Origin of the sequence: Stenotrophomonas maltophilia group sp. RY12688 (genome assembly GCF_052149045.1) — a bacterium.
In the GTDB taxonomy this organism is placed as follows: domain Bacteria; phylum Pseudomonadota; class Gammaproteobacteria; order Xanthomonadales; family Xanthomonadaceae; genus Stenotrophomonas; species Stenotrophomonas sepilia.
Genome location: NZ_CP197389.1, coordinates 4,260,001 through 4,281,149, shown reverse-complemented (window position 1 = coordinate 4,281,149; position 21,149 = coordinate 4,260,001). Strand labels below are relative to the sequence as shown.

Sequence of the window (21,149 nt, the reverse complement as noted above, 5' to 3'; positions counted from 1 at the left end):
CATGGCGTGGATCTACGCGATCAGCACCAACCCATCCGGAAACACGATCGCCGCTTCATCCGCACTCACGTCGAAGAAGCCCACGCCGTGCTTCTCGGCCAGATCCTGCACCCGCCCGTGCGCGCGCGCGGCCACCGAGTAGGCGAACGCGCCGTAGATCACCTGCCGGCCGATGCTGTACTCGGTCACCTCGGCGCGGTCGTCATCGTCGTTGCTCAGTGGTCCGTTCAACGGCGGGAATTCCTGCGCCATCTCCGTAAACCACGCCTGCAGCGCCGGGCTGCTGACGGCCGGGTCGTCGTACTCGTGGCGCTCGTTCCACTGCGTCTGCTTTTCGAACCAGGCGATGAAAGCTGGCGCCTCGCGTGGCGCGGCGCTGGCCTCGAACACCATCATGTCGTAACTCATTGGAGCTTCCTGTGCAGAGCAGGGGTCAGAGCCTTCGCCCGCGGCGAAGGATCCGACCCCGGCAACGGGGTCTGTGGACGCACAGGGTAGCGCGCTACGGCTGCGTCGCCGTGTCCATGGCCAGGCCCGGCGCCAACGCCTTGGCCTCCGGGAACAGCGCGAAGCGCAGGCCGACCAGGCCCATCAGCGCCTCGTCGCGGGCCTTGCACGCCGCCACGCTGCCAACCCGGCCCAGCGAGGTATCCAGCCGCTCGCGCAGCGCCTGGTCTGCAGCAATCGGCTTGCGCGCCGCGATCTGCCGCCGGTAGTGCCCAGCGATCTCTTCCAGGATGTGCTCGACGGCTTCGCGGCTGCGCTCGGGCAGTTCCAGCCGTGCACGACGCAGCTGCAGGATGTTCAGGCCGATGCGCGCCTCGTTGAGCATGTCCACCGAGGCAATGTCGCTGCCCTCCGGCGTCGCTGCCAGGCGCGGTGCGAGCAGGCCCAGCAGGTCGAGCATGCGTGCGGCGAAGCGCTGCCGATCCTGCTGGCCACGTCCTTCGGCGGCTTCGGCCAGCGTGGTCCAGCCCTGCCGCACCAGCCGGCGCGCGGTCCACTCGGCACCTACCGAACGGAACAGGCGGGTCATCACCACTGCAAAGCCAATGCCGATGAACATCGCGATCGACGAATTGAGGAAGGTCTGGATGTTGGCGCTGTAGGTGTTCTGCAGGCTCAGCAACGCAGCCAGATTGACTGTCAGCGGCAGCGCGAACAGCGCACTCTTGGGATGATGAAGCAGCAGTCCCAGCGGCAGGAAGGCCACCGCCAGCACAAGCGCCAGCAGGCCGAAGTCGTGCACGGCTGGGAACACGCCGAACAGGTACACGCCCGCCACCACCGAGGCGACCATCGCCCACACCAGGAACTGCACCATGCTGGGGGCCGGATCGTCCTGTGCGGCGAAAAATGCGGCCGTCACCGCCGCCATCATCGCGCCGTTGCCGCCGCCTTCCCAGCCCAGCGCGATCCACAGCACGCAGTAGCTCATCAGCGCTACGCCGGCACTGAGCGCGGAGAACAGCGCCATGCCGTAGTCGACGTGCTTGTCGGCGGCCACGCGTTCGGTGCGGATGCGGTAGTGCGCGCGATCCAACGGCGCCGTGCCCTGGTCGATCGCGTGCTGCAGGGTGCGGCAGTCCTGCCACAGGTCCACCAGTTCTTCCAGGCGCAGCAGCAGGCTGGCCAGTTGCAGGTGCTGCAGGTCGCGGTCCACCTGCGGCTTCAGCGCGCTGATGCGCGCGCGCAGCCGCGCGTACTCGCTGGCGTTGGTCGGGCCATCCAGCCACTCGCGGATGTCGTCGACCAGCGCCGGCAGCCCATCCGGCAGGGCCTGCCCATCGCTGCGCAGCGCGCTCAGGCGATCGGCGATCGACGACAACACCGGCAACAGCAACAGCATGCGCTCGCGCAGCCGCTCCATCGACACCGCAGACCCGGCATGGCGTGGATCGTCGCGGCGCAGGAACTCGATCAGTGCCTCGAACTGCACCAGGTCGGCAGCCAGCCGGTTGCGCGGCGCATGCGCGCGGCCACGCTCAAGGATCTGCCGGCACCACTGCGCAGCGTCCTCCATCCAGTTGCCGATCCGGGCGCGCAGCATCGGCCGCACCGAGGCCGGGAACAACAGCGAGGCGAACAGCACGGCCACCACCGTGCCGAGGATGATCTCCTCGCTGCGCGCCACCACGGTGTCGAAGATGGTCTCCGGCGAAGTTACCGCCGGGAAGCCGATGAAGGCGGTGGTGTAGCCGGCCAGCAGGAACGCGTAGCCGCGAGGGCCGCGATTGAGCAGGGCCATGAACAGGCAACCGGCCAGCCAGATCGACATCGCCGCACTCAGCACCAGCGGGGTTTCCACCAGCGCCGGCAGTACCAGCAGCGTGGCCAGCCCGGCCACCAGGGTGCCGACAATGCGGTACACGCCCTTGGCGCGGGTCGGGCCCAGCAGCGGCTGGCTGACGATGTACACCGTGCCCATCGCCCAGTATGGGCGCGACAGGTTGCCGGCCATGGCGATGTACAGCGCGGCCACCGCGGCCAGGTAGGTCTTGATCGAGAACAGCCAGGCCTGGCGATCGGTCAGCGCGTTCATGGCTTACTTCGCCGTGGCCTGTGCGGTGGACGGTGCAGCCGGGGCAACCGATGCCTGCCAGCCGCCACCCAGCACCAGGAACAGGTGGATCTGGTCGCGCGAGACCTGCGCTTCGGCGGCGGCCAGGGTGGCGTCGCTGCTGGCCAGGCTGCGGTCGGCATCCAGGCTGGACAGGTAGGGTGTGCGGCCGCCCTGGTAAAGCCGGCGGTTCTGGTCGGCGGCCAGCGCGGCCTGCTCCTGCGCCACGCGCAGCGATTGCAGCCGGCGCAGGTCCTGCGCATAGCGGTCCAGCGCGGTCTGGGTCTCGCGCAGTGCCTGCAGCACGGTGTGGTCGAACTCGGCCAGGGCCGCGTCGGCACCGGCTTCGGCGGCGTGGATGCGGGCATGCGTGCCCGAAGAGGGCAGTGTCCACGAGATCAGCGGGCCGATCGACCACTGCTGGGTCATCGGCGTGCCGAAGTCTTCCAGCAGGCCGGCGGCGCCCACTGAGGCACCCAGACGGATGTCCGGATACAGCTCGGCGGTGGCCACGCCAATCCGCGCCGTGGCCGAGGCCAGCTTGCGTTCGGCCTGGCGCACGTCCGGGCGGCGCTGCAGCAGCGCACGGCCATCACCGACCGGCAGCGGCTGCGCCAGGCCGGGCGCGTGCGCGCAGTCGATCACCCCGGCCGGCAGCTGGCCCGGGGTCTGGCCCAGCAGTGCGGCCAGCGAATAGGCCGCGGCCGAACGCTGCGCGCGCAGCGGCGGCAGTGCCGCCTCCAGCAGCGCCACCTGCGCATTGGCCCGGGCCAGTTCCGGCGGTGTGCCGCGGCCGGCGGCGATCAGGCGCTCGGTAACGGTGCGGCTGCGCTGCTGCAGCTGCAGCGAATGCTCGGCCACGTGCAGCTCGTGGTTGGCGTGGCAGATCTTCAGGTAGCTGTCGGCCACCTGCGCGACCACGCTGACCTGGGCCAGGTCACGTGCTGCGGCAACCGACTGTTCGTCGGCTCGCGCCGCTTCGGCGCCGCGCTTGAGCTTGCCGAACAGGTCGAACTGGTAGCTGACCGCGAACTTGCCATCGGCCAGGTTGATCACCGGCAGCTCGTGCTCCTGCAGGAACGATTCGGCCGACAACTGCGCGCGGCTGACGCCGGCCTCGGCCTCGTACTCGAAGCCGCCCGCGTCCAGCGCCTGTTCGTACACGGCGGCAGCGCGGCGCAGGTGCGCATCGGCGGCCTTCAGTTCCACGTTGTCACGCAGTGCCTGGGTGATCAGCCCGTCCAGCACCGGGTCGTTGTACAGCGACCACCAGCGGTCGGGCAGCGCCTGGTTGGCGGCAATCTGCGGGTTCTGCGTATCGATGAAGGCCGCATTGGCCTCCGGGCGCTTGAACGCCGAACCTTCCGGCAGTGCATAGTCCGGGCCGACGGTTTTGCACGCGGCCAGGCTGGCCAGTGCGACGATCAGGCCGAGACGGGGCAGGGCGGCGTTCACAGGCCCGCCTGTGTCGGCGAAGTGCCGGCCTTGCCGTTGTGCGGATGGCGGCCGGTGTCCACGGTCACCGTGGCGGTACGGCCGGCAATCAACTCAACGCCCTTGGGCACTTCGTCGATGGCGATGCGCACCGGGATGCGCTGCGCCAGCCGCACCCAGTCGAAGGCCGGGGTCACGTTCGGCAGCAGGGTGCTGCCGTTGCTGCGGTAGCGGTCCTCGATACCGGCGGCAATGCTCTCGACATGGCCGTGCAGCGGTGCCGATTCGCCCATCAGGCGGATGTCCACGCGCTGCCCCGGCGCCACGCCGCGCAGTCGGGTTTCCTCGAAATAGCCATCAATGCGGAACGAGCCGGTATCCAGCAACGCCAGCACCGGCTTGCCGGCCACCACGTAGTCGCCCACGCGCATCGTGCGGTCGTTGACGCGGCCATCGGCCGGCGCGCGCACCTCGGTGCGGCCCAGGTTGAGCTCGGCCAGGTCGACCGCGGCCTGTGCGGTGGCCAGCGCCGCCTGTGCAGCCTGCAGCTTGGCGCGGCGCACTTCGGCATCCTCGGCGGCGACCAGGTCCTGCAGGCTGCGGTCGCGGCCGATCTCGCGGCGCAGCTGTGCCACCGAGGCCTGGCGCTCGGCCAGGCTGGCCTTGGCCTGCTCCAGCGCGATGCGGTAGCGGGCGCGATCGACGACGAACAGCAGGTCGCCCTTCTTCACCGCCTGGTTGTCGGCCACGTTCACCGTTTCCACCAGCCCGGACACGTCCGGCGCCACCTGCACCACGTCGGCGCCGACGTGGGCGTCGCGGGTCCAGGGTTCATCCATGTAGTAGACCCACAGCTGGCGCAGCACCAGCAGGGCGACGATCACGGCTGCGCTGGTGAGCAGCACCGGCAGGGTCTTCTTCACGATCTTGTTCACGATTGCATCCAACGCAGGAGGTGGAACAGCAGGCCAAGCACGATCCCGTACAGCGCTAGGTTGAACAGCGCCGGGTGCCATACATGGCGGTAGGCGCCGGCACGCTGCAGCAGCGCGTGCAGGCCGCTGTTGACCAGATAGGCCAACACCATCAACCCAAGCAGGGTCGGGACGAACACTCCGTGGAGACTGAATTCACCGGGCATCGGTAGGGGGCGGGGACGAGGTGGGGGAGGGGAGGGACAACGAAACAACAGCAACGGGCAAAAGCCGCTGGCGTGTGCACGGCAGCGGCGGTGTTCGGGGGCAGCGCTCTTACGTGATGCGGTCGGCGGCCTCGGCCAGCAGGCGCCATGCCTTCAGCACGGCGTGCAGTTCATCCATGGAAAGCTCGCCGAACACGTCCTGGCGCAGGCCGATCAACTGATCTTCCAGTTCGCTGACCAGCGCATGGCCCTCGTCGGTCAGCCACAACAGATTGGCGCGGCGGTCGCTGGCGTCGCTCTCGCGGCGGACCAGGCCACTGGCACACAGCTTGTCCAGCAGGCGTACCAGCGAAGGCCCTTCCATGCCCAGCTGCTGGGCCAGCGCCACCTGGCGGATGCCACCGCCGGAGCGGCCGATCATCAGCAACGGCATGGTGCAGGCGGTGGAGATGCCGTAGCTGCCGAGCCGGCTGTCGGCCAGGCGCTGCCACTGCCGCCCTGCATAAAGCAGGCCGGAGCTGAGCTGCATCTGCAGCACGGTGCGCTCGTCGAGGGGTCGGTCCATAAGAGATAGATAGGATACTACTAATTTCATTCCTATCAATAGGTTTTTCTGAATGGGTGGGGTGTTAGGAAAGCGTTGCGCCTGCCTGGTGTCGGGTGGGGCAGCGGGCGCCGGACGGTGCAGGACACGCCGTGAACCCCCCTCCAGGGTCCGGCCCAGCCGCTGGCGGCTGTGCGTTCGGGCGCTTGCGAGGCATGCCTCGCAAGCAAAGCGCCCTCACCCTTGGGGGGCTCGGCCGCGGCATCCATGCCGCGGACGGTCCTGCCCCGCCCGGCCCCCGCTTCCCTCCCATCAGCCCGCGGGTGCGGTGGGTTGGCTCTTTGGAGGCAGGAGCAGCAGCCAAAGCTGTGCGGACCAACGGTCCGCACCTACCACAGCAGTCGCGCAGTCGCGCGGCGCTTCCGAAGTCATGAACCCAAGCTTTTGACCCCGCTTTCGGGCGGTTCGGCCGCGCCCGCAGGAAACCGTCAAGGAGGGGGGAGAGGGGGCTGCGCAGGACCGTTGGCGCCATGGATGGCGCCATCGAGCCCCCATGGACGGGTTTACGGCGTGTCCCGCGCAGCCCCCTCTCCCCCTCCAAACCGATAGCAACGAGGCGCCGCAAGAACCCCCCGATGAACCGTCCCAACAGGACGACCCACCCCCCGGTCGGGTACGATGCTCGCCCCCCGTTCGGGACGCTGTACGCAATGAGCAAGAACAACGAAAAGGCCGCCCAGCAGGGCGACGTGACCCAGGACCAGGCCGAGGATGCCGTGCGCACCCTGCTGCGCTGGGCCGGTGAGGACCCGTCCCGCGAAGGCCTGCTGGATACCCCCCGCCGTGTCGCCGAAGCCTATGGCGACTGGTTCAGCGGTTACCGCGATGACCCGCGCGCCTACATGGAGCGCACCTTCGAGGAAGTGGCAGGCTATGACGAACTCATTGTCCTGCGCGACATCGAGTACGAAAGCCACTGCGAACACCACATGGCGCCGATCATCGGCCGCGTGCATGTCGGCTACCTGCCGGCCGGCAAGGTGGTGGGCATCAGCAAGCTGGCCCGCGTCGTCGAAGCCTACGCCCGCCGTTTCCAGGTGCAGGAGAAGATGACCGCGCAGATCGCCCAGTGCATCCAGGATGTGCTGCAACCGATCGGTGTCGGCGTGGTGGTCGAAGGCGCCCACGAATGCATGACCACCCGTGGCATCCACAAGCGCGGCGTCAGCATGGTCACCTCCAAGATGCTGGGCAGCTTCCGCGACGACGCGCGTACCCGCGCCGAGTTCCTGCGCTTCATCGAAGTGGGCGGCAAGCGCTGAGCCGCCTGCCCGCACCCCGCCGGCCCCTGCGGGCCGGCATGTCCACGGATGCCGGCGCGGCCGCCGTGCGTGGCTGCCCCTCCCCGCCAGCCCTCATGACTCCTTTCGCTGCATGAAGCATCGCGAACGCATCTCCCGTTACCGCCATCTGCGCGAACAGCCCCAGTGGAAGCTGCTCGCCGCCGACCACGCTCCGGAAATCATCGGCCTGCTGCAGGGGCTGTTGATGGACGGCGAGCGCACCCTGCCTTCGTCGGTGCTCAACGAGCGCCTGCAGCGTGCGCTGGATCAGCTCAATAGCGACGAACTGTCGCGCGAGCTGCCGCGTACCGCGCAGGCCTACATCGCGCACTGGCTGGCCCAGGGCTGGCTGGAACGCCGCCTGCCCGAGGGCGCCGACCAGGAGCAGTACGAGCTTTCGACCGCGGCGCTTCAGGCGATCCGCTTTGCCGACGGCCTCGAGCAGGCCCGTGTGGCCGCCACCGAGAGCCGGCTGGCGCTGGTCATCGAACAGCTCTCGCAGCTGGCCGCGCAGACCGAATCCGATCCGGACGCCCGCCTGTCGGCGCTGCGCGACGAGCGCGACCGGATCGACGCCGAGATCGCCCGTGTCGGCGCCGGCCGTGTGATCGCGCTGGACGGCAAGCGCGCGCTGGAACGTGCGCGCCAGATCATCGGCCTGGCCGACGAGCTGACCGAGGACTTCCGCCGCGTGCGCGACGACTTCGAGCAGCTCAACCGCGAGTTCCGCGAACGCATCATCGACGACGAGGGCGAGCGCGGCGATGTGCTGTCGCAGCTGTTCGAAGGCGTGGACGTGATTGGCGAAAGTGATGCCGGGCGTAGCTTCCAGGCCTTCTGGCGCCTGCTCAACGACGCCGAGCAGAGCGCCCAGCTCGATGCCGCGCTGGAAGCGGTGCTGGCGCGTGGCTTCGCCCGCCGCCTGGACCGCAACGAACGCAACTTCCTGCGCGGCTTCACCAGCACCATGCTCGAGCGCGGTGGCCAGGTGCACGATGTGCTGCAGAACTTCGCGCGCAGCCTGCGCGGCTTCGTGCAGAGCCGTGGCTATCTGGAACAGCGTCGCCTCAACCAGCTGCTCAAGCAGGCGCAGTCCGAAGCGCTCGCTCTGCGCGACGAGTTCCCCGCACAACGCGGCATCGGCCGCGACCTGCAGCTGACCACCAGCCGCCTGCGCTCGTGGTCGCAATGGAAACTGCACGATCCGCGCAGCGCCCAGGTCGATGGCAACGTCGAATACAACGACGCAGCCGCGATCAGCCTGGAAAGCGTTGGCGATCTGGTCGCTTCGTCCGAAATCGACTTCCGTACCCTGCGCCGCGACCTGCACGACCTGCTCGATGCACAGCCGCGGCTCAGCATCGCCCAGGCCCTTTCGCAGCGCGAAGCGCCGCAGGGTCTTGGCAGCGTCATCGGCTACCTGTCGCTGGGCACGCGCTTCGGCAACGTGATCGCCGGCGAGCAGGAGCTTGCGCAATGGCGTGGTGGCGACGGCCAGATCCGTCGCGCCCGCATCCCGCTGGTTTGGTTCACCCAGGAGAGACGCCATGAGCTGGCATGAAGATCCCATCGACGCACCGCAGGCCGACGTGGCGGAAGACGCCTACGAGGCCGAGCCGGTGGCGGCCGTGGCGCAGCCCCGCCGTGGCAACGACGTGTACTACCTCGGCGATACCGGGCGCCTGCCGCTGGATGCGCGCCGTGCGCTGTGCCAACTGCTGATCGGCCCCAGCATCGACCAGCTGCGCCACGCCAAGCTGTGGCCGGCGCTGATCCGCAGCGAGGCGGCCATCCGCTCGTCGCTGGCCGACCTGTTCCTGGAACTGGTGCTCGACCGCGACAGTGGCGTGGCGTTCACCCGCCAGGCCGATACCGAAGACGTCGATGCGCCGGTGCTGCTGCGCACCTCGCCGCTGACCTTCATCGACTCGGTGCTGCTGCTGTACCTGCGCCAGCAGCTGGCCGAGGCCGATGCGCGCGGCAACCGCGCGGTGGTCGCCGACGCCGAGATGGCCGAAGCGCTGGCCATCTACGAAAAGAACCTGTCCACCGACCGCGCCGGCTTCAACCGTCGCGTCGCATCGGCGGTGCAGAAGATGAAGGACAACCACATCCTGACCCGCCTCAGCGGCCAGGAAGACCGCCACGAAGTCTCGCCGGCGCTGAAGCTGCTGTTCTCCGCCGAAGACGTGTCCCAGCTTTCGGCGGTCTACCGCCAGCTGCGTGAAACCCCGGCCGCCGAGGCCTGAGAGACCCGACCATCGCATGGCTATCTCCAAGCACACTCCCGCCCTGTTCAACGAAGGCCTGCCGGACCCGCGCCTGCAGCAGTTCCGCATGCGCCGCCTGCAGGTGCACAACTGGGGCACCTTCAACGGCCTGACCGAAGTACCGATCGCCGAGCGCGGCTTCCTGTTCGTCGGCCGCTCCGGCTCGGGCAAGTCGACCCTGCTCGATGCCATGTCCGCGCTGCTGACGCCACCGGCCATCGTCGACTTCAACGCCGCTGCACGTGAAGCCGAGCGCAGTGGCCGCGACCGCAACCTGGTGTCCTACGTGCGCGGCGCGTGGGCCGACCAGCAGGACAGCGGCACCGGCGAAATCGCCACCCAGTACCTGCGCAAGGGCGCGACCTGGACCGCGCTGGTGCTGGAATACCGCGCCGGCGATGGCCGCGTGGTCAGCCTGGTGCGCCTGCTTTGGATCTCCGGCAACGGCACCTCGGCCGGCGATGTGCGCAAGCATTACATGATCGCCGAGCGCCCGTTCGACATCGCCAAGGACCTCGGCGGCTTCGACCTGGACCTGCGCAAGCTGAAGCAGAAGCTGCCCGACCTGCACCACTTCGACACGTTCTCCGGCTACGCCGAGCGTTTCCGCGACCTGCTCGGCATCGACAACGAGATGGCGCTGCGACTGCTGCACAAGACGCAGTCGGCGAAGAACCTGGGCGACCTCAACGTCTTCCTGCGCGACTTCATGCTCGACACGCCGAAGACCTTCGACGCCGCCGAGCGCCTGGTCAGCGACTTCGCCGAGCTTGATGGCGCGCACCAAGCGGTGGTCACTGCCCGCCGTCAGGTGGAAACCCTGTTGCCGGCGCGCGCCTACTACAACGATCTGAAGGAAATGCACCGCCGTCGTGGCGACGACGAAGCGCTGAAGCTCGGTGTTGACAGCTTCCGCGAAAGCCGGCGCCAAGCGCTGATCGAGGCGCGCCTGCGCGAGATGGACGTGCGTGACCGCGGCCTGCTTGGCGAAGAAGCCCAGCGCCGTGCCGCACTGGACAATCACACCGAGCGCCTGGCCGAACTGGAGCTGCAGCGCCGCCAGCAGGGCGGTGAGCGCATCGAGGAACTGGAACGCGAGCAGGGTCGTGCCGAAGCTGAGCGCGACCGCCGTCAGGCCAAGCGCGAGCAGGCACGCCAGGCGGCGCAGCAGCTGGGGGCCGAACTGCCGGACGACGCCCATGGCTTCGCCGAACTGGTCGAGCGCGCACAGAACGAGCTGCAGGACCGCCAGCGTGCCTCCTCGGCACTGGACGACGCGATCAGTGACCGCCTGGGCGGCAAGCGCGATGACGAGCGCCGCTTCGGCGAGGTCCGTGCCGAACTTGAAGCGATGCAGCGCACGCCCTCCAACATCCCGGCGCCGATGCAGAAGCTGCGCGCACGCCTGGCCGAGGAAACCGGCATCGCCGAGGCGGCACTGCCCTTCGTCGGCGAACTGATCCAGGTCCGCTCGGAAGAGCAGGGCTGGCAGGGTGCCATCGAGCGCGTGCTGGGTGGCTTCGCGCTGTCGCTGCTGGTCGACGACAAGCATTACAACGACGTCGCCGAATGGGTGAACCGTACCCACCTTGGCATGCGCTTCACCTACTACCGCGTGCGCCGCAACGATGATGCATTCGCCCGTGAGCCGTCGGCGAAGTCGCTGCTGCACAAGCTTGAACTGCGCGAGCATGTATTCGAAAGCTGGCTGCGCCGCGAGCTGGGCAAGCGCTTCGACTACGAATGCGTGGATGCCAGGCAGCTGCGCAACGTCGACCGCGGCATCACCCGCGAAGGCCAGGTCAAGCATCCCGGCGACCGTTTCGAGAAGGACGACCGCAGTGCGGTGGGCGACCGCCGTCGCTGGATCCTCGGCTTCAACAACCACGACAAGGTGGGCGCCTTCGAGCGCGAAGCACAGGAACTGGCCAAGCGCATCGCCAGCTGCGAGACCGACATCGCGCGCCTGCGCGGGCAGCGTGATCGCGACAACGAACGCCGCCTGGCATGCCACGAGCTGGTCAGCATCAGCTGGAACGAGATCGACATCGCCGCTCCGCAGCAGCGCCTGAGCGATATCGAAGCCACCCTGCGCGACCTGCGTGAAGGCAACGCCGATCTCGCCAAGCTGGCCAAGCAGATCGACGCCGTGCGCGCCGACATCGAGCAGTCCCGCCGCACCTATGAAGACGTCCGCGTCGAGCGCGGCCAGCTGGTCAAGGAACGTGATCGCCTTGACCGCGCACGCCAGCAGAGCCGCGCACTGGTGCTGCCGAGCCTGGCCCAGGAGCAGGAAGCCGGCCTCGCCGAGCGCCTGCAGGAACAGGGGCCGCTCAGCCTGGAAACGCTCGAAGCGCACATGCGCCAGGTCAGCAACGCGCTGAACGAGCAGTTGTCGTCCTCGCAGCAGGACCTCAACCGCATCGAGAACCAGCTGATCGGCTGCTTCCGTCGCTTCATCCAGCAGTGGCCGGAGGAGTCGGGCGACTTCACCGTGTCGGTGGCCTCGGCCGAGGACTTCCTCGCACGCCTCGAACGGCTGGAACGCGACGGCCTGCCACAGCACGAAGAGCGCTTCTTCGACCTGCTGCAGAACCAGAGCAAGAACAACCTGCTGGCCCTGCAGCGCCACAGCGCAGAGGCCCGCAAGTCGATCGGCCAGCGCCTGGACGAGGTGAACGCCAGCCTGGAGCAGGTGCCGTTCAACCGTGGCACGCTGCTGACCATCGAACTGAGCGACCGCCGCCTGCCGGAGGTCGCTGAGTTCCACCTGCAGCTGCGCGAGGTGCTGTCGCAGCAGCAGACCGAGCAGCGCGAGCTGGCCGAGTCGCAGTTCACCGTGCTGCGCCAGCTGGTCAACCGCCTCGGCTCGCAGGAAGGCGAGGACAAGCGCTGGCGCGAGCTGGTGCTGGACGTGCGCATGCACGTGGAGTTCATCGGCGTCGAGCTGGATGCGGAAACGCGCCAGCAGGTCGAGATCTACCGCAGCGGCGCCGGCAAGTCCGGTGGCCAGCGCCAGAAGCTGGCCACTACCTGCCTGGCGGCTGCGCTGCGCTACCAGCTCGGCGGCGCCGACAGCCAGCTGCCCAGCTACGCCGCGGTCGTGCTCGACGAGGCCTTCGACAAGGCCGACAACGAGTTCACCGCACTGGCAATGAACATCTTCGACAACTTCGGCTTCCAGATGGTGGTTGCCACCCCGCTGAAGTCGGTGATGACGCTGGAACCGTTCATCGGCGGCGCCTGCTTCGTCGAAATCAGCGGCCGTCACGACTCCGGCGTGCTGCTGATCGAGTACGACGAAGAGGGCAAGCGCCTGAAGCTGCCCGAGCGCAGCCGCCAGCAGGCCAACGAACCGGAAGAAGCCGAGGCCTGACCCGGCCGATTGAAGGGGAATGCCGGCCAGCGGCCGGCACTACCCATGGGCGGGGTTCGGTAGTGCCGGCCGCTGGCCGGCAACCGCATTCACGAACCGCGGAACGTATCCCACGCCATCCGCGCGATCAGCACCACCACCAGCCCCACGAACAGCTTGCGGATGAACGGCGTGCCGCCCTTCAGCGCCAGGCGCGTGCCCACCACCGAGCCGATGATGTTGGCTGTGGCCATCGGCAGCGCAAACAACCACAGGATGTTGCCGGTCGGCACGAAGAACGAGATCGCCGCCACGTTGGTCGCCAGGTTCACCACCTTCGACGCCGCCGAGGCGCGCAGGAAATCCAGGCCGAAGAAGCGCACGAACAGGAAGATCAGGAAGCTGCCGGTGCCCGGCCCGAAGAAGCCGTCGTAGAAGCCGATCGCCGCACCGATCGCCAGCGCGATCACCAGTTCACGGCGGCCGATCTCCTGGGGCCGGTGCAACGCGCCGAAGTCCTTCTTCCACAGCGTGTAGGCCAGCATCGCGATCAGCAGCACCAGCACCAGTGGGCGCACCGCGTCCTTGGGCAGCAGGCTTACCGCAGTGGCCCCGGCGAAGGAGAAGATGAAGGCCGTGCCGGCCGCGAACAGTACCGGTTTCCACGGGAAGCGCACATTGCGCGCATAGCGCCACGCAGCCGCACCGGTACCGAACATCGAACTGAACTTGTTGGTACCAAACAGCATCGCCGGCGTCTGCTGCGGCAGCACCGTGAACAGGCCGGGCAGCTGCACCAGGCCACCGCCACCCACGGCGGCATCCACAAGACCGGCGATGAAGGCGATCACCACCAGCCACCACAACTCAGGGGGAACCAGATCCAGCACGGCGATCAATCAAGGTGGGGGCGCGACAGCATACGCCTGTCCTGCTCCAGGTGACTCCCGCCGCGCGTGCATCAATCCCTGCAACCCGGCGACAATGCCGGCATGAGCCGAAAATCCGCCGATCCCTGCCCCTGTGGCCTTCCCGCCGACTATGCCGCCTGCTGTGGTCGTTTTCATGCCGGTGAAGCCGCGCCCGATGCCGAGCACCTGATGCGTTCGCGCTACAGCGCGTATGTGCGGGGCCTGGCCGACTACCTGCGCCACACCTGGCATCCGGATACGCGTCCGGCCGAGTTGTCGCTGGGCGATGCGCCAGGCCAGCGCACCCATTGGCTGGGCCTGACCGTGCACGACCACGCGGTCACCGGCGCAGACAGTGCTGAAGTGCGCTTCACCGCGCGCTACCGCATCGGCGGCGGCAGCGCGGTGAGAATGACCGAGCACAGCCGATTCCGGCGCATCGACGGCCGCTGGTATTACCTCGACGCGGTCTGAGCCCTACGCACTGGATGCAGCCAGCAGGCGCTGGCCGCCGTGCGCGCGGACCTGGTTGCGACCTCCGTCCTTGGCCATGTACAGCGCCTGGTCGGCGGCCTTGAGCACTGCCGTCGGTCGCGGATCCACGCGGCTGTCGGCCAGCCCGATACTGACCGTCACCTGCACCACCTGGCCGGTGCCGCCGCGTCCGCGCTGCTGACGGCCAGCTTCGTCGTCACGGCTGCGGGTGCTGCGGTCGCGCAGTTGCATGCGGGTGTCCTCGATGCTCTGCCGCAGTGCTTCGACGGCCTCGATGCAGGCCGCCGCTGGGCGGTCCAGGAACACCACCGCAAATTCCTCGCCGCCATAGCGGAACGCTCGGCCACCGTCGCCGACACGCGCCAGCCGCGACCCCACCAGGCGCAGCACGTCGTCGCCGGTATCGTGGCCGTGGGTGTCGTTGAACGACTTGAAGTGGTCCACGTCCACCATCGCGATGCTGTAGGTGCCGCGCGCCCGCTGCAGGGTCTCGTTGAACGCCCTTCGCCCGGGCAGGCCGGTCAGCTCATCGCGGAAGGCCATGTGGAAGGATTCCTGCAGCATCGCGCCCAGCATCAGCAGCAGGGCGGCGCTGCTCAGCGCCGGCAGCAGTACCGGCTGCAGGAAGATCCGCGGCAACATCCACCACAGGCACAGCAGGGCCAGCAGCATCGCCGTGTGCAGTGGCCGCGGATGCCGCCACGCCTGCCAGCCCAGCGCTGCGCTCGCCAGCAGGAACAGCAGCGCCGGCAGCTGCGCCAGCGCATTCCAGTCGGCGGGAATCCAGGCCCAGTGACGGCTCGACAGCAGATCGTGCATGCCCTGCGGCTGTTGTGCCGCAAGCAGCAGGAAGATCACCAGGGCCGCGCCGCAGACCACGCTGCGCAGCAGCAGGTCCTGGCGTCGGCGTCCGCGTTCCGGCCACACTGCCAGCCCGGCAAACAGCAGCGGCACCCAGGCCGAGATTGCGTGGAAGCGCAACGGAGTCAAGGCGTCGACATGGCCGCTGCGCAGGTAGCCCCCGACGTCCCGGTGCAGCAGGGCGAACACCACCGCCACGACCAGCAGCAGGCACAACGTGCGTATCTGGTGGTAGAGCAGGGCCAGGCCCGCGCCGAGGCAGGCCAGCAGCCAGGGCAGGATGCGTTGGGCGGGGCTGGCCACATCCTCGGTGCCCAGTGCCATCCACAGCACCAGGACGACCAGCACGGCGGGCAGCACGAACAGGTAATGCGCAGGCTGGCGGAGTGGATGCAGGGGCACGCAGGAAGTCCAGTGCGGTGACGATGCGGCCGCAACACTGCCGTTAGCGGCGTCCTCACCCGCTTCTTGAACACGCGCTTCTTGAAAAGGTACGCCCGCAACCATGTGAATGGGGCAGTGTGCCGCCATGACGTCGCACTCACTGCACTGCGCCGATGCTGTAGGCATGGACAGCGTACCCACCGCCGTCGCTGCCCCGCAGCACGACCTCGCCCACCACTTCGCACGTGTTCGTGCCCGCAGCCTGCAGTTGGCCGCACCGCTCAGTGCAGAGGACGCCATGCTGCAGAGCATGGCCGACGCCAGTCCCAGCAAGTGGCACCTGGCCCACACCACCTGGTTCTTCGAACGCTTCGTGCTGGCAGGATTCGCCAGTGCGCCGGCGCGTGATCCAGCCTGGGACTATCTTTTCAACAGCTACTACAAAAGCATCGGTCCGGCGCACGCGCGGCCGCAACGCGGTCTGTTGTCGCGGCCCTCGCTGCAGCAGGTGCGCGACTACCGCCAGCAGGTCGATGCACAGGTGCAATCGCGACTGGCGGCAGGCGACCTTGATGAGCAGGCGCTGCAGCACCTGCAGTTGGGCCTGCAGCACGAACAGCAGCACCAGGAACTGCTGTTGACCGACATCAAGCATGCGTTCTGGTGCAATCCGTTGCAGCCAGCCTACCGTGATGACCTGCAGCCTGCCACCAGCGCTGCCAGTGCGCAGGGCTGGATCGAATCACCCGAACGCATCATTACCATTGGCGCCGCAGCCTGGCCGCAGCACACCGCCTTCGCCTACGACAACGAATCGCCGCCGCACCGCGTGCTGCTGGCTGCACACGCACTGGCAGAGCGTCCCGTCAGCAATGGCGAGTACCTCGTCTTCATCGAGGCTGGCGGCTACCGCGAGCCGCGCTGGTGGCTGAGCGAAGGCTGGGCGTTGCGCGAAGCCGAGGGCTGGCAGCACCCGCTGTACTGGGACGATGCCCTGCAGCGCGAGTACACCCTCGGCGGTTGGCGAGAACTGGACCCGCATGCGCCGGTCTGCCATCTCAGCTATTACGAGGCCGATGCCTGCGCCCGCTGGGCTGGTGCGCGCCTGCCCAGCGAGTTCGAGTGGGAAGCCGCCGCTGCGTCGCAGCCCCTGCGTGGCCATTTTGCCGACGACGATCAGCTGCACCCTCGGGCGGGGCAGGGCAGTGGGCTGCGGCAGCTGTTCGGCGATGTATGGGAATGGACCCACAGCGCGTATGGCGCCTATCCGGGCTTTCGCCCTTTTGCCGGCAACCTCGGTGAATACAACGGCAAGTTCATGTGCGGGCAATGGGTGCTGCGCGGTGGCAGCTGCGCCACGCCGCGTGGCCACGTGCGTGCCAGCTACCGCAACTTCTTCATGCCCCCGGCGCGTTGGCAGTTCTCCGGGCTGCGCCTAGCCAGGGATCTCGCATGAGTACGGTGCAGGACGCGCTGCAGGCGCTGACCGATCTCACTCCCGGCCGCCAGCAGATCCTTGCCGACGTGGTGGCCGGGCTGTTGCGCACGCCCCGCCAGCTGCCGTCCAAGTACTTCTACGATGCACGCGGCTCGCGCCTGTTCGAGCAGATCACGCATACTCCCGAGTACTACCCCACGTGTACCGAGCTGGCCCTGCTTTCACGGGTACTGCCGGACATCGCCCGAAGCGTCGGGCCGCACCTGCACGTGGTGGAGCTGGGCAGCGGCAGTGGCCGCAAGACCGCGTTGCTGCTGGCCGCCCTGCACGACCCGGTGGCCTACACGCCGATTGAAATCTCGCGTGCCGCGCTGCTGTCCAGCATCGACCATCTGGCCCCGGCGCTGCCCGAGGTGGAGATGCTGCCGGTCTGTGCCGACTTTACCCGTCCCGTCGCCGTACCCATGCCCGAACGCGAACCCGCGCGACGGCTGCTGTTCTTCCCGGGTTCCACGCTGGGCAACTTTGAAGGCGAGGACGCGGTCGCGCTGCTGCGCGCGATGCGCCAGACCATGGGGCGTGATGGCCTGGCCCTGGTCGGCATCGACCTGCACAAGGACCCGGCGTTGATCGAGGCGGCCTACAACGATGCGCAGGGCGTCACCGCCGCATTCACCCTCAACCTGCTGGCCCGCCTGAACCGCGAAATCGGCAGCGACTTCGATCTCGATGGCTTCCGTCATCGTGCACGCTACAGCTCTGCGCGGTTGCGCATCGAGACCGATCTGGTCAGCCAGCGGGCACAGGACGTCCACCTGGATGGCCGCATTTTCCACTTCGCCGCCGGTGAACCCATCCGCGTCGAGTACAGCCACAAGTACACCGATGACAGCTTCGACGCGCTGTTGCGGCAGGCGGGCCTGCAGGTGGCGCAGCGATGGGATGCCGAAAGCCCCGCCTATGGCCTGCGCTTGCTGCGGCGCGCCTGAGGTGGTGGCCAGCCGGTGCCCCTTCAGGTTCGGCGGCATCGCTACCCCTAAGATGGCCGTGCAACGGCAACACGGAGGACGCCATGCCTGTTCTGACCACGCTCGGCCTGGCGGCCGCCCTTGCGTCGAACCCGACGCTGCCTGCGGCTTCGGCCGCCAGCACCGATCCGGCGTTCAGCCGCTGCTTGGCGGGCCTGCAGGCCACCGCCGCGACCCAGGGCATCGGCGCCGACCGCTTCAACGAGATCACCGCCGGGCTCACCCCGGACCCCAGCGTGCTCGGCCTGCTCGATGCACAGCCCGAATTCACCACGCCGATCTGGGACTATCTGGCCGCGCTGGTTGATCGCCAACGCGTCGCTGATGGTCGCGCCCTGCTGCAGCAGCACCGCGACCTGCTCGATCGCGTGTCGGCCCAGTATGGCGTCGATCCGGCCACCATCGTCGCGGTCTGGGGCGTGGAGAGCGACTACGGCCGCGTGTTCGGCAAGCGCCCGCTGCTGCAGTCATTGGCCACGCTGTCGTGCGCCGGCCGCCGCCAACCTTTCTTCCGCGGTGAGCTGCTGGCGCTGCTCACGCTGATCGACCGCGGCGACCTGCAGGCACAGGGGCTCACCGGCTCCTGGGCCGGTGCCTTCGGGCACACCCAGTTCATGCCCAGCACCTATGCACGCATCGCCGTGGATGGTGATGGCGATGGCCGCCGCGATCTGGTCGGCAGCATTCCCGATGCACTGGCCTCCACCGCCAACTATCTCAAGCGTGCCGGTTGGCGCAGTGGCGAACCATGGGGCATGGAGGTGCGTGTGCCCGCCGGCTTCAACGCCAGCCAGGCCGGCCGCACCCAGCGTCGCGCCCTGGCCGACTGGCGCGCGCAGGGCGTGACCGCGCTGGATGGCAGCGCGTTGGCTCCGGCCAACCTGCCGGCGGATGCGCGCGCCGCCCTGCTGCTGCCGGCCGGCAACAACGGCCCGGCGCTGCTGGTGTTCCGCAACTACGACGCGATCTACAGCTACAACGCTGCCGAAAGCTATGCGCTGGCGATCGCGACGCTTGCTGACCAGCTGCGTGGCGGCACCGGGTTGGCTACCGCCTGGCCGACCGACGATCCAGGCCTGGGCCGCGATGAGCGCCGCCAGCTGCAGACCCTGCTGCTGGCCCGCGGCCACGACATCGGTGCCGCCGACGGCATGATCGGTACCGCCACGCGTCGCGCGATCCAGGCCGAGCAGCAGCGCCTGGGCTGGAGCGAGGTGGACGGCCGCGCAGGCCAGCGCATCCTGCGCACGCTGCAGGAAGAGGCGGCCGCCATCGCACCCGCTGGGCAGAATGCCTTGCCGGCGGCACGTTGACCGCGACATCATCGCCGCGGTCTTCAAGGAGCGTCATCGCATGCAGTCGAATCCGGACATCAGCACCGGCCTGTATCACGGCCTGGAGGCCTGGCAGGTGCGAACCGCCAATGCCACAGCGGTCGTGAGTGTGTTTGGTGGCCAGCTGCTGTCGTTCATTCCCGATGGGCAGCCCGATCTGCTGTGGCTTTCGCCCACGCGCGCCGAGCTGCCCACGCCTATCCGCGGTGGCGTTCCGGTGTGCTGGCCGTGGTTCGGTCGCCAGGGCAAGAGCGCCGATGCACCGGCGCATGGCCTGGTACGTACCGCACGCTGGGAGCTTCTGCAGGCCACCCGGAGCGATGACGGCGAGGTAGAGCTGCAGTTGGCACCTGCGCCCTGCGCCGATCCCGGCCTGCGCCTGCAGATGCAGCTGCGCGTCGGCCGCCAGCTGCGCCAGCAGCTCGCCACCGAAAACACCGGAACCTCGCCGGTGACCTTCACCCAGGCCCTGCACAGCTACTTCCGGGTCGGCGATGCCACTCGTGTCGAGGTCGATGGCCTCGACGGCCTGCACTACCTGGACAAGTACGAGGACGGCGCGCAGCTGCGCCAGCAGCAGGGGCCCTGGTCGCTGCGTGATCCGCGCGATCCGGGGCGCAGCGACCGCATCTATACCGGTGTCGGCGGCCACTACGTGCTGCGCGATCCCGTCCTGCAGCGGCGGATCGAGATCCGCAGCGAAGGCAGCCAGACCCTGGTGGCCTGGAACCCGGGCATGGAGGCAGCGGCGAAGATGGCCGATGTCGGCGACGGTTGGCACGATTACGTGTGCCTGGAAGTGGCCAACGCCGGGCCAGAGCAGATTACCCTTGCACCCGGCGCGCGCCACCAGCTTGTGCAGGTGCTGGCCAGTGAACCGCTGCAGGCCGTGGCGGGAGTTTCAGAGTAGCGATGGGATCGACAGGAATGGATGGCATGCAGGAAGCACAGTGGTGGTACGCCAACAGCAAGCAGAGCGAAGGGCCGGTGGACCTGGCCGGGTTGCGCCGGTTGCAGCAGGACGGCACCGTAACCGCACGCACGCTGCTGTGGCGCGTAGGGATGGCATCGTGGCGGCCACTGGCCGAACTGGATCCTTCGCTGGCGCAGATGGCTCCGAACCCCTCGCCGGTTGAACCGGTGCCGGCGGTCACCGTCAGCGATACCCGGACCGCTGATCCGTCCGACCCCTACCGTGCACCCGCCGCTTCGCCCGTGGCCGCGACCGTACCGGAGCTGGAAGGCGACATCGCCTTGTACGCCGCCGTGGTCGGCGGCAACTTCCCGATCTATCGACAACGCTGGCGGCTGGACCAGGGCATCGCCGAGGGCAACGGCACCTGGCACTGGCCGGCCTTCCTGGTCGGCGTGATCTGGATGGTGTACCGGCGGATGTACCGGCTGGCGGCGATCTGGGCTGGCATGCTGGTGTTCTTCAGTATCGCCGAGGCGTTGCTGGGCGTACCGGAAGGCGTGTCGATGGTCATCACCCTTGCGATCAACGTCACCGCTGCGGTGTATGCCAATCGCTGGTACCTGGCGCATTGCCAGCGTGAGATCGCCCGCGCGCGCGCCTTGGCGGGCGATGACGAGGCACGCCTGCGCAGCGAGCTGTCCAAGCGGGGTGATACCAATGCAGCGGCCGCAGCCATGGTTGCCATCATTGTCGTTGCGGCGATGTTCGTCGGCCAGGCAATGGCAGGCTGAGACCGGAGCAGCTTCAGATTCACCGATGCCTGCCGCTACTGCGGGTTCATCCCGGGCATGGAATCGCCGACATGAATCATCTGGATACCCCGCCGGTTTCTCCGACGGATGACAATCCCTATCTCGCGCCTGTTGCAGAGGTGGACGGTGCGACCGCTCCATCCGACGCGGACGATCTGAACCTCCTCGTGGGGCCCAACGCAGCGCTCTACCGCCAGCGCTGGCACCTGGACAGCCCAGTGCCGAAGCCGCCGCGGCCGTGGCACTGGCCCGCCTTCCTGGTGCCGACCTACTGGCTGCTGCACCGGAAAATGTACCTGGCGGCCATCCTCTTCGAGCTGGTC

At 68.2% G+C, this 21,149-nt stretch carries 19 protein-coding genes (1 of these 19 running past the window's edge); 11 read left to right on the top strand and 8 right to left on the bottom strand.

Annotated elements, in window-relative coordinates; genetic code table 11:
- Window positions 1-12: 12 nt before the first annotated feature.
- From ACS0OT_RS19775 to ACS0OT_RS19750, 6 genes are all read right to left on the bottom strand, one after another.
- The gene (locus tag ACS0OT_RS19775) at window positions 13-408 is read right to left on the bottom strand and encodes a hypothetical protein (protein ID WP_164093359.1); all 396 of its coding nucleotides are present in this window, start codon (window positions 406-408) and stop codon (window positions 13-15) included.
- A 94-nt stretch (window positions 409-502) separates the two neighbouring features.
- Complete coding sequence (locus ACS0OT_RS19770) at window positions 503-2,542, bottom strand: FUSC family protein (protein ID WP_065197173.1); 2,040 nt, start codon at window positions 2,540-2,542, stop codon at window positions 503-505.
- 3 nt (window positions 2,543-2,545) lie between these two features.
- The gene (locus ACS0OT_RS19765; RefSeq protein WP_262090459.1) at window positions 2,546-4,015 is read right to left on the bottom strand and encodes an efflux transporter outer membrane subunit; all 1,470 of its coding nucleotides are present in this window, start codon (window positions 4,013-4,015) and stop codon (window positions 2,546-2,548) included.
- Window positions 4,012-4,929: an efflux RND transporter periplasmic adaptor subunit gene (locus ACS0OT_RS19760; protein ID WP_065179028.1), complete on the bottom strand. Its 918-nt coding sequence runs from the start codon at window positions 4,927-4,929 to the stop codon at window positions 4,012-4,014. Before ACS0OT_RS19760 ends, ACS0OT_RS19765 begins: the two co-directional genes overlap by 4 nt.
- A complete protein-coding gene (locus ACS0OT_RS19755; RefSeq protein ID WP_025875651.1) occupies window positions 4,926-5,135 on the bottom strand; it encodes a DUF1656 domain-containing protein in 210 nt (69 codons plus the stop codon). The genes ACS0OT_RS19760 and ACS0OT_RS19755 overlap by 4 nt, the downstream gene beginning before the upstream one ends.
- 109 nt (window positions 5,136-5,244) lie before the next feature.
- A complete protein-coding gene (locus ACS0OT_RS19750; protein ID WP_005421298.1) occupies window positions 5,245-5,700 on the bottom strand; it encodes a MarR family winged helix-turn-helix transcriptional regulator in 456 nt (151 codons plus the stop codon).
- A gap of 689 nt (window positions 5,701-6,389) precedes the next feature.
- Here ACS0OT_RS19750 and folE point away from each other — a divergent pair.
- The 4 genes from folE (at window position 6,390) to ACS0OT_RS19730 (ending at window position 12,668) form a co-directional block, all read left to right on the top strand.
- A complete protein-coding gene (gene folE / locus ACS0OT_RS19745; RefSeq protein WP_065179742.1) occupies window positions 6,390-7,001 on the top strand; it encodes a GTP cyclohydrolase I FolE in 612 nt (203 codons plus the stop codon).
- Between the two features lie 112 nt (window positions 7,002-7,113).
- The gene (locus ACS0OT_RS19740; RefSeq protein ID WP_053496749.1) at window positions 7,114-8,583 is read left to right on the top strand and encodes a DUF3375 domain-containing protein; all 1,470 of its coding nucleotides are present in this window, start codon (window positions 7,114-7,116) and stop codon (window positions 8,581-8,583) included.
- Window positions 8,570-9,271, top strand: a complete 702-nt coding sequence (locus ACS0OT_RS19735; RefSeq protein ID WP_005421303.1) for a DUF4194 domain-containing protein — start codon at window positions 8,570-8,572, stop codon at window positions 9,269-9,271. Before ACS0OT_RS19740 ends, ACS0OT_RS19735 begins: the two co-directional genes overlap by 14 nt.
- Before the next feature lie 16 nt (window positions 9,272-9,287).
- Window positions 9,288-12,668: an ATP-binding protein gene (locus ACS0OT_RS19730; protein ID WP_005421304.1), complete on the top strand. Its 3,381-nt coding sequence runs from the start codon at window positions 9,288-9,290 to the stop codon at window positions 12,666-12,668.
- Window positions 12,669-12,757: 89 nt separating this feature from the next.
- On the opposite strand, the gene ACS0OT_RS19725 is transcribed toward ACS0OT_RS19730, so the two are convergent.
- Complete coding sequence (locus tag ACS0OT_RS19725; RefSeq protein WP_053496761.1) at window positions 12,758-13,537, bottom strand: sulfite exporter TauE/SafE family protein; 780 nt, start codon at window positions 13,535-13,537, stop codon at window positions 12,758-12,760.
- Window positions 13,538-13,639: 102 nt separating this feature from the next.
- Between ACS0OT_RS19725 and ACS0OT_RS19720 the strand changes: the two genes are divergently transcribed.
- Window positions 13,640-14,032 carry a YchJ family metal-binding protein gene (locus tag ACS0OT_RS19720; protein ID WP_032954755.1) on the top strand — a complete coding sequence of 131 codons (393 nt, stop codon included), beginning with the start codon at window positions 13,640-13,642 and terminating at the stop codon, window positions 14,030-14,032.
- 3 nt (window positions 14,033-14,035) lie between these two features.
- Here ACS0OT_RS19720 and ACS0OT_RS19715 read toward each other — a convergent pair whose 3' ends face one another.
- Window positions 14,036-15,316, bottom strand: a complete 1,281-nt coding sequence (locus ACS0OT_RS19715; RefSeq protein WP_053496752.1) for a GGDEF domain-containing protein — start codon at window positions 15,314-15,316, stop codon at window positions 14,036-14,038.
- A 166-nt stretch (window positions 15,317-15,482) separates the two neighbouring features.
- Here ACS0OT_RS19715 and egtB point away from each other — a divergent pair, with 166 nt between their 5' ends.
- The 6 genes from egtB to ACS0OT_RS19685 all read left to right on the top strand — a co-directional run.
- Entirely contained in the window at window positions 15,483-16,754 is a 1,272-nt protein-coding gene (egtB, locus tag ACS0OT_RS19710) for an ergothioneine biosynthesis protein EgtB (RefSeq protein WP_065186601.1), read from the top strand.
- Window positions 16,751-17,725, top strand: a complete 975-nt coding sequence (gene egtD, locus ACS0OT_RS19705) for an L-histidine N(alpha)-methyltransferase (protein ID WP_065186600.1) — start codon at window positions 16,751-16,753, stop codon at window positions 17,723-17,725. The genes egtB and egtD overlap by 4 nt, the downstream gene beginning before the upstream one ends.
- An 83-nt stretch (window positions 17,726-17,808) precedes the next feature.
- A complete protein-coding gene (locus ACS0OT_RS19700; RefSeq protein ID WP_139728019.1) occupies window positions 17,809-19,077 on the top strand; it encodes a lytic murein transglycosylase in 1,269 nt (422 codons plus the stop codon).
- Between the two features lie 40 nt (window positions 19,078-19,117).
- Entirely contained in the window at window positions 19,118-20,008 is an 891-nt protein-coding gene (locus tag ACS0OT_RS19695) for a D-hexose-6-phosphate mutarotase (RefSeq protein ID WP_065186618.1), read from the top strand.
- A gap of 26 nt (window positions 20,009-20,034) precedes the next feature.
- On the top strand, window positions 20,035-20,805 hold the full coding sequence (locus tag ACS0OT_RS19690) for a GYF domain-containing protein (protein ID WP_065186598.1): 771 nt from the start codon (window positions 20,035-20,037) through the stop codon (window positions 20,803-20,805).
- Window positions 20,806-20,876: 71 nt separating this feature from the next.
- Window positions 20,877-21,149, top strand: partial view of a DUF2628 domain-containing protein gene (locus ACS0OT_RS19685; RefSeq protein ID WP_065186597.1) — the beginning only. 273 nt of this gene lie beyond the right edge of the window; only the first 273 of its 546 coding nucleotides appear in the window; its start codon is at window positions 20,877-20,879; its stop codon lies beyond the right edge, outside the window.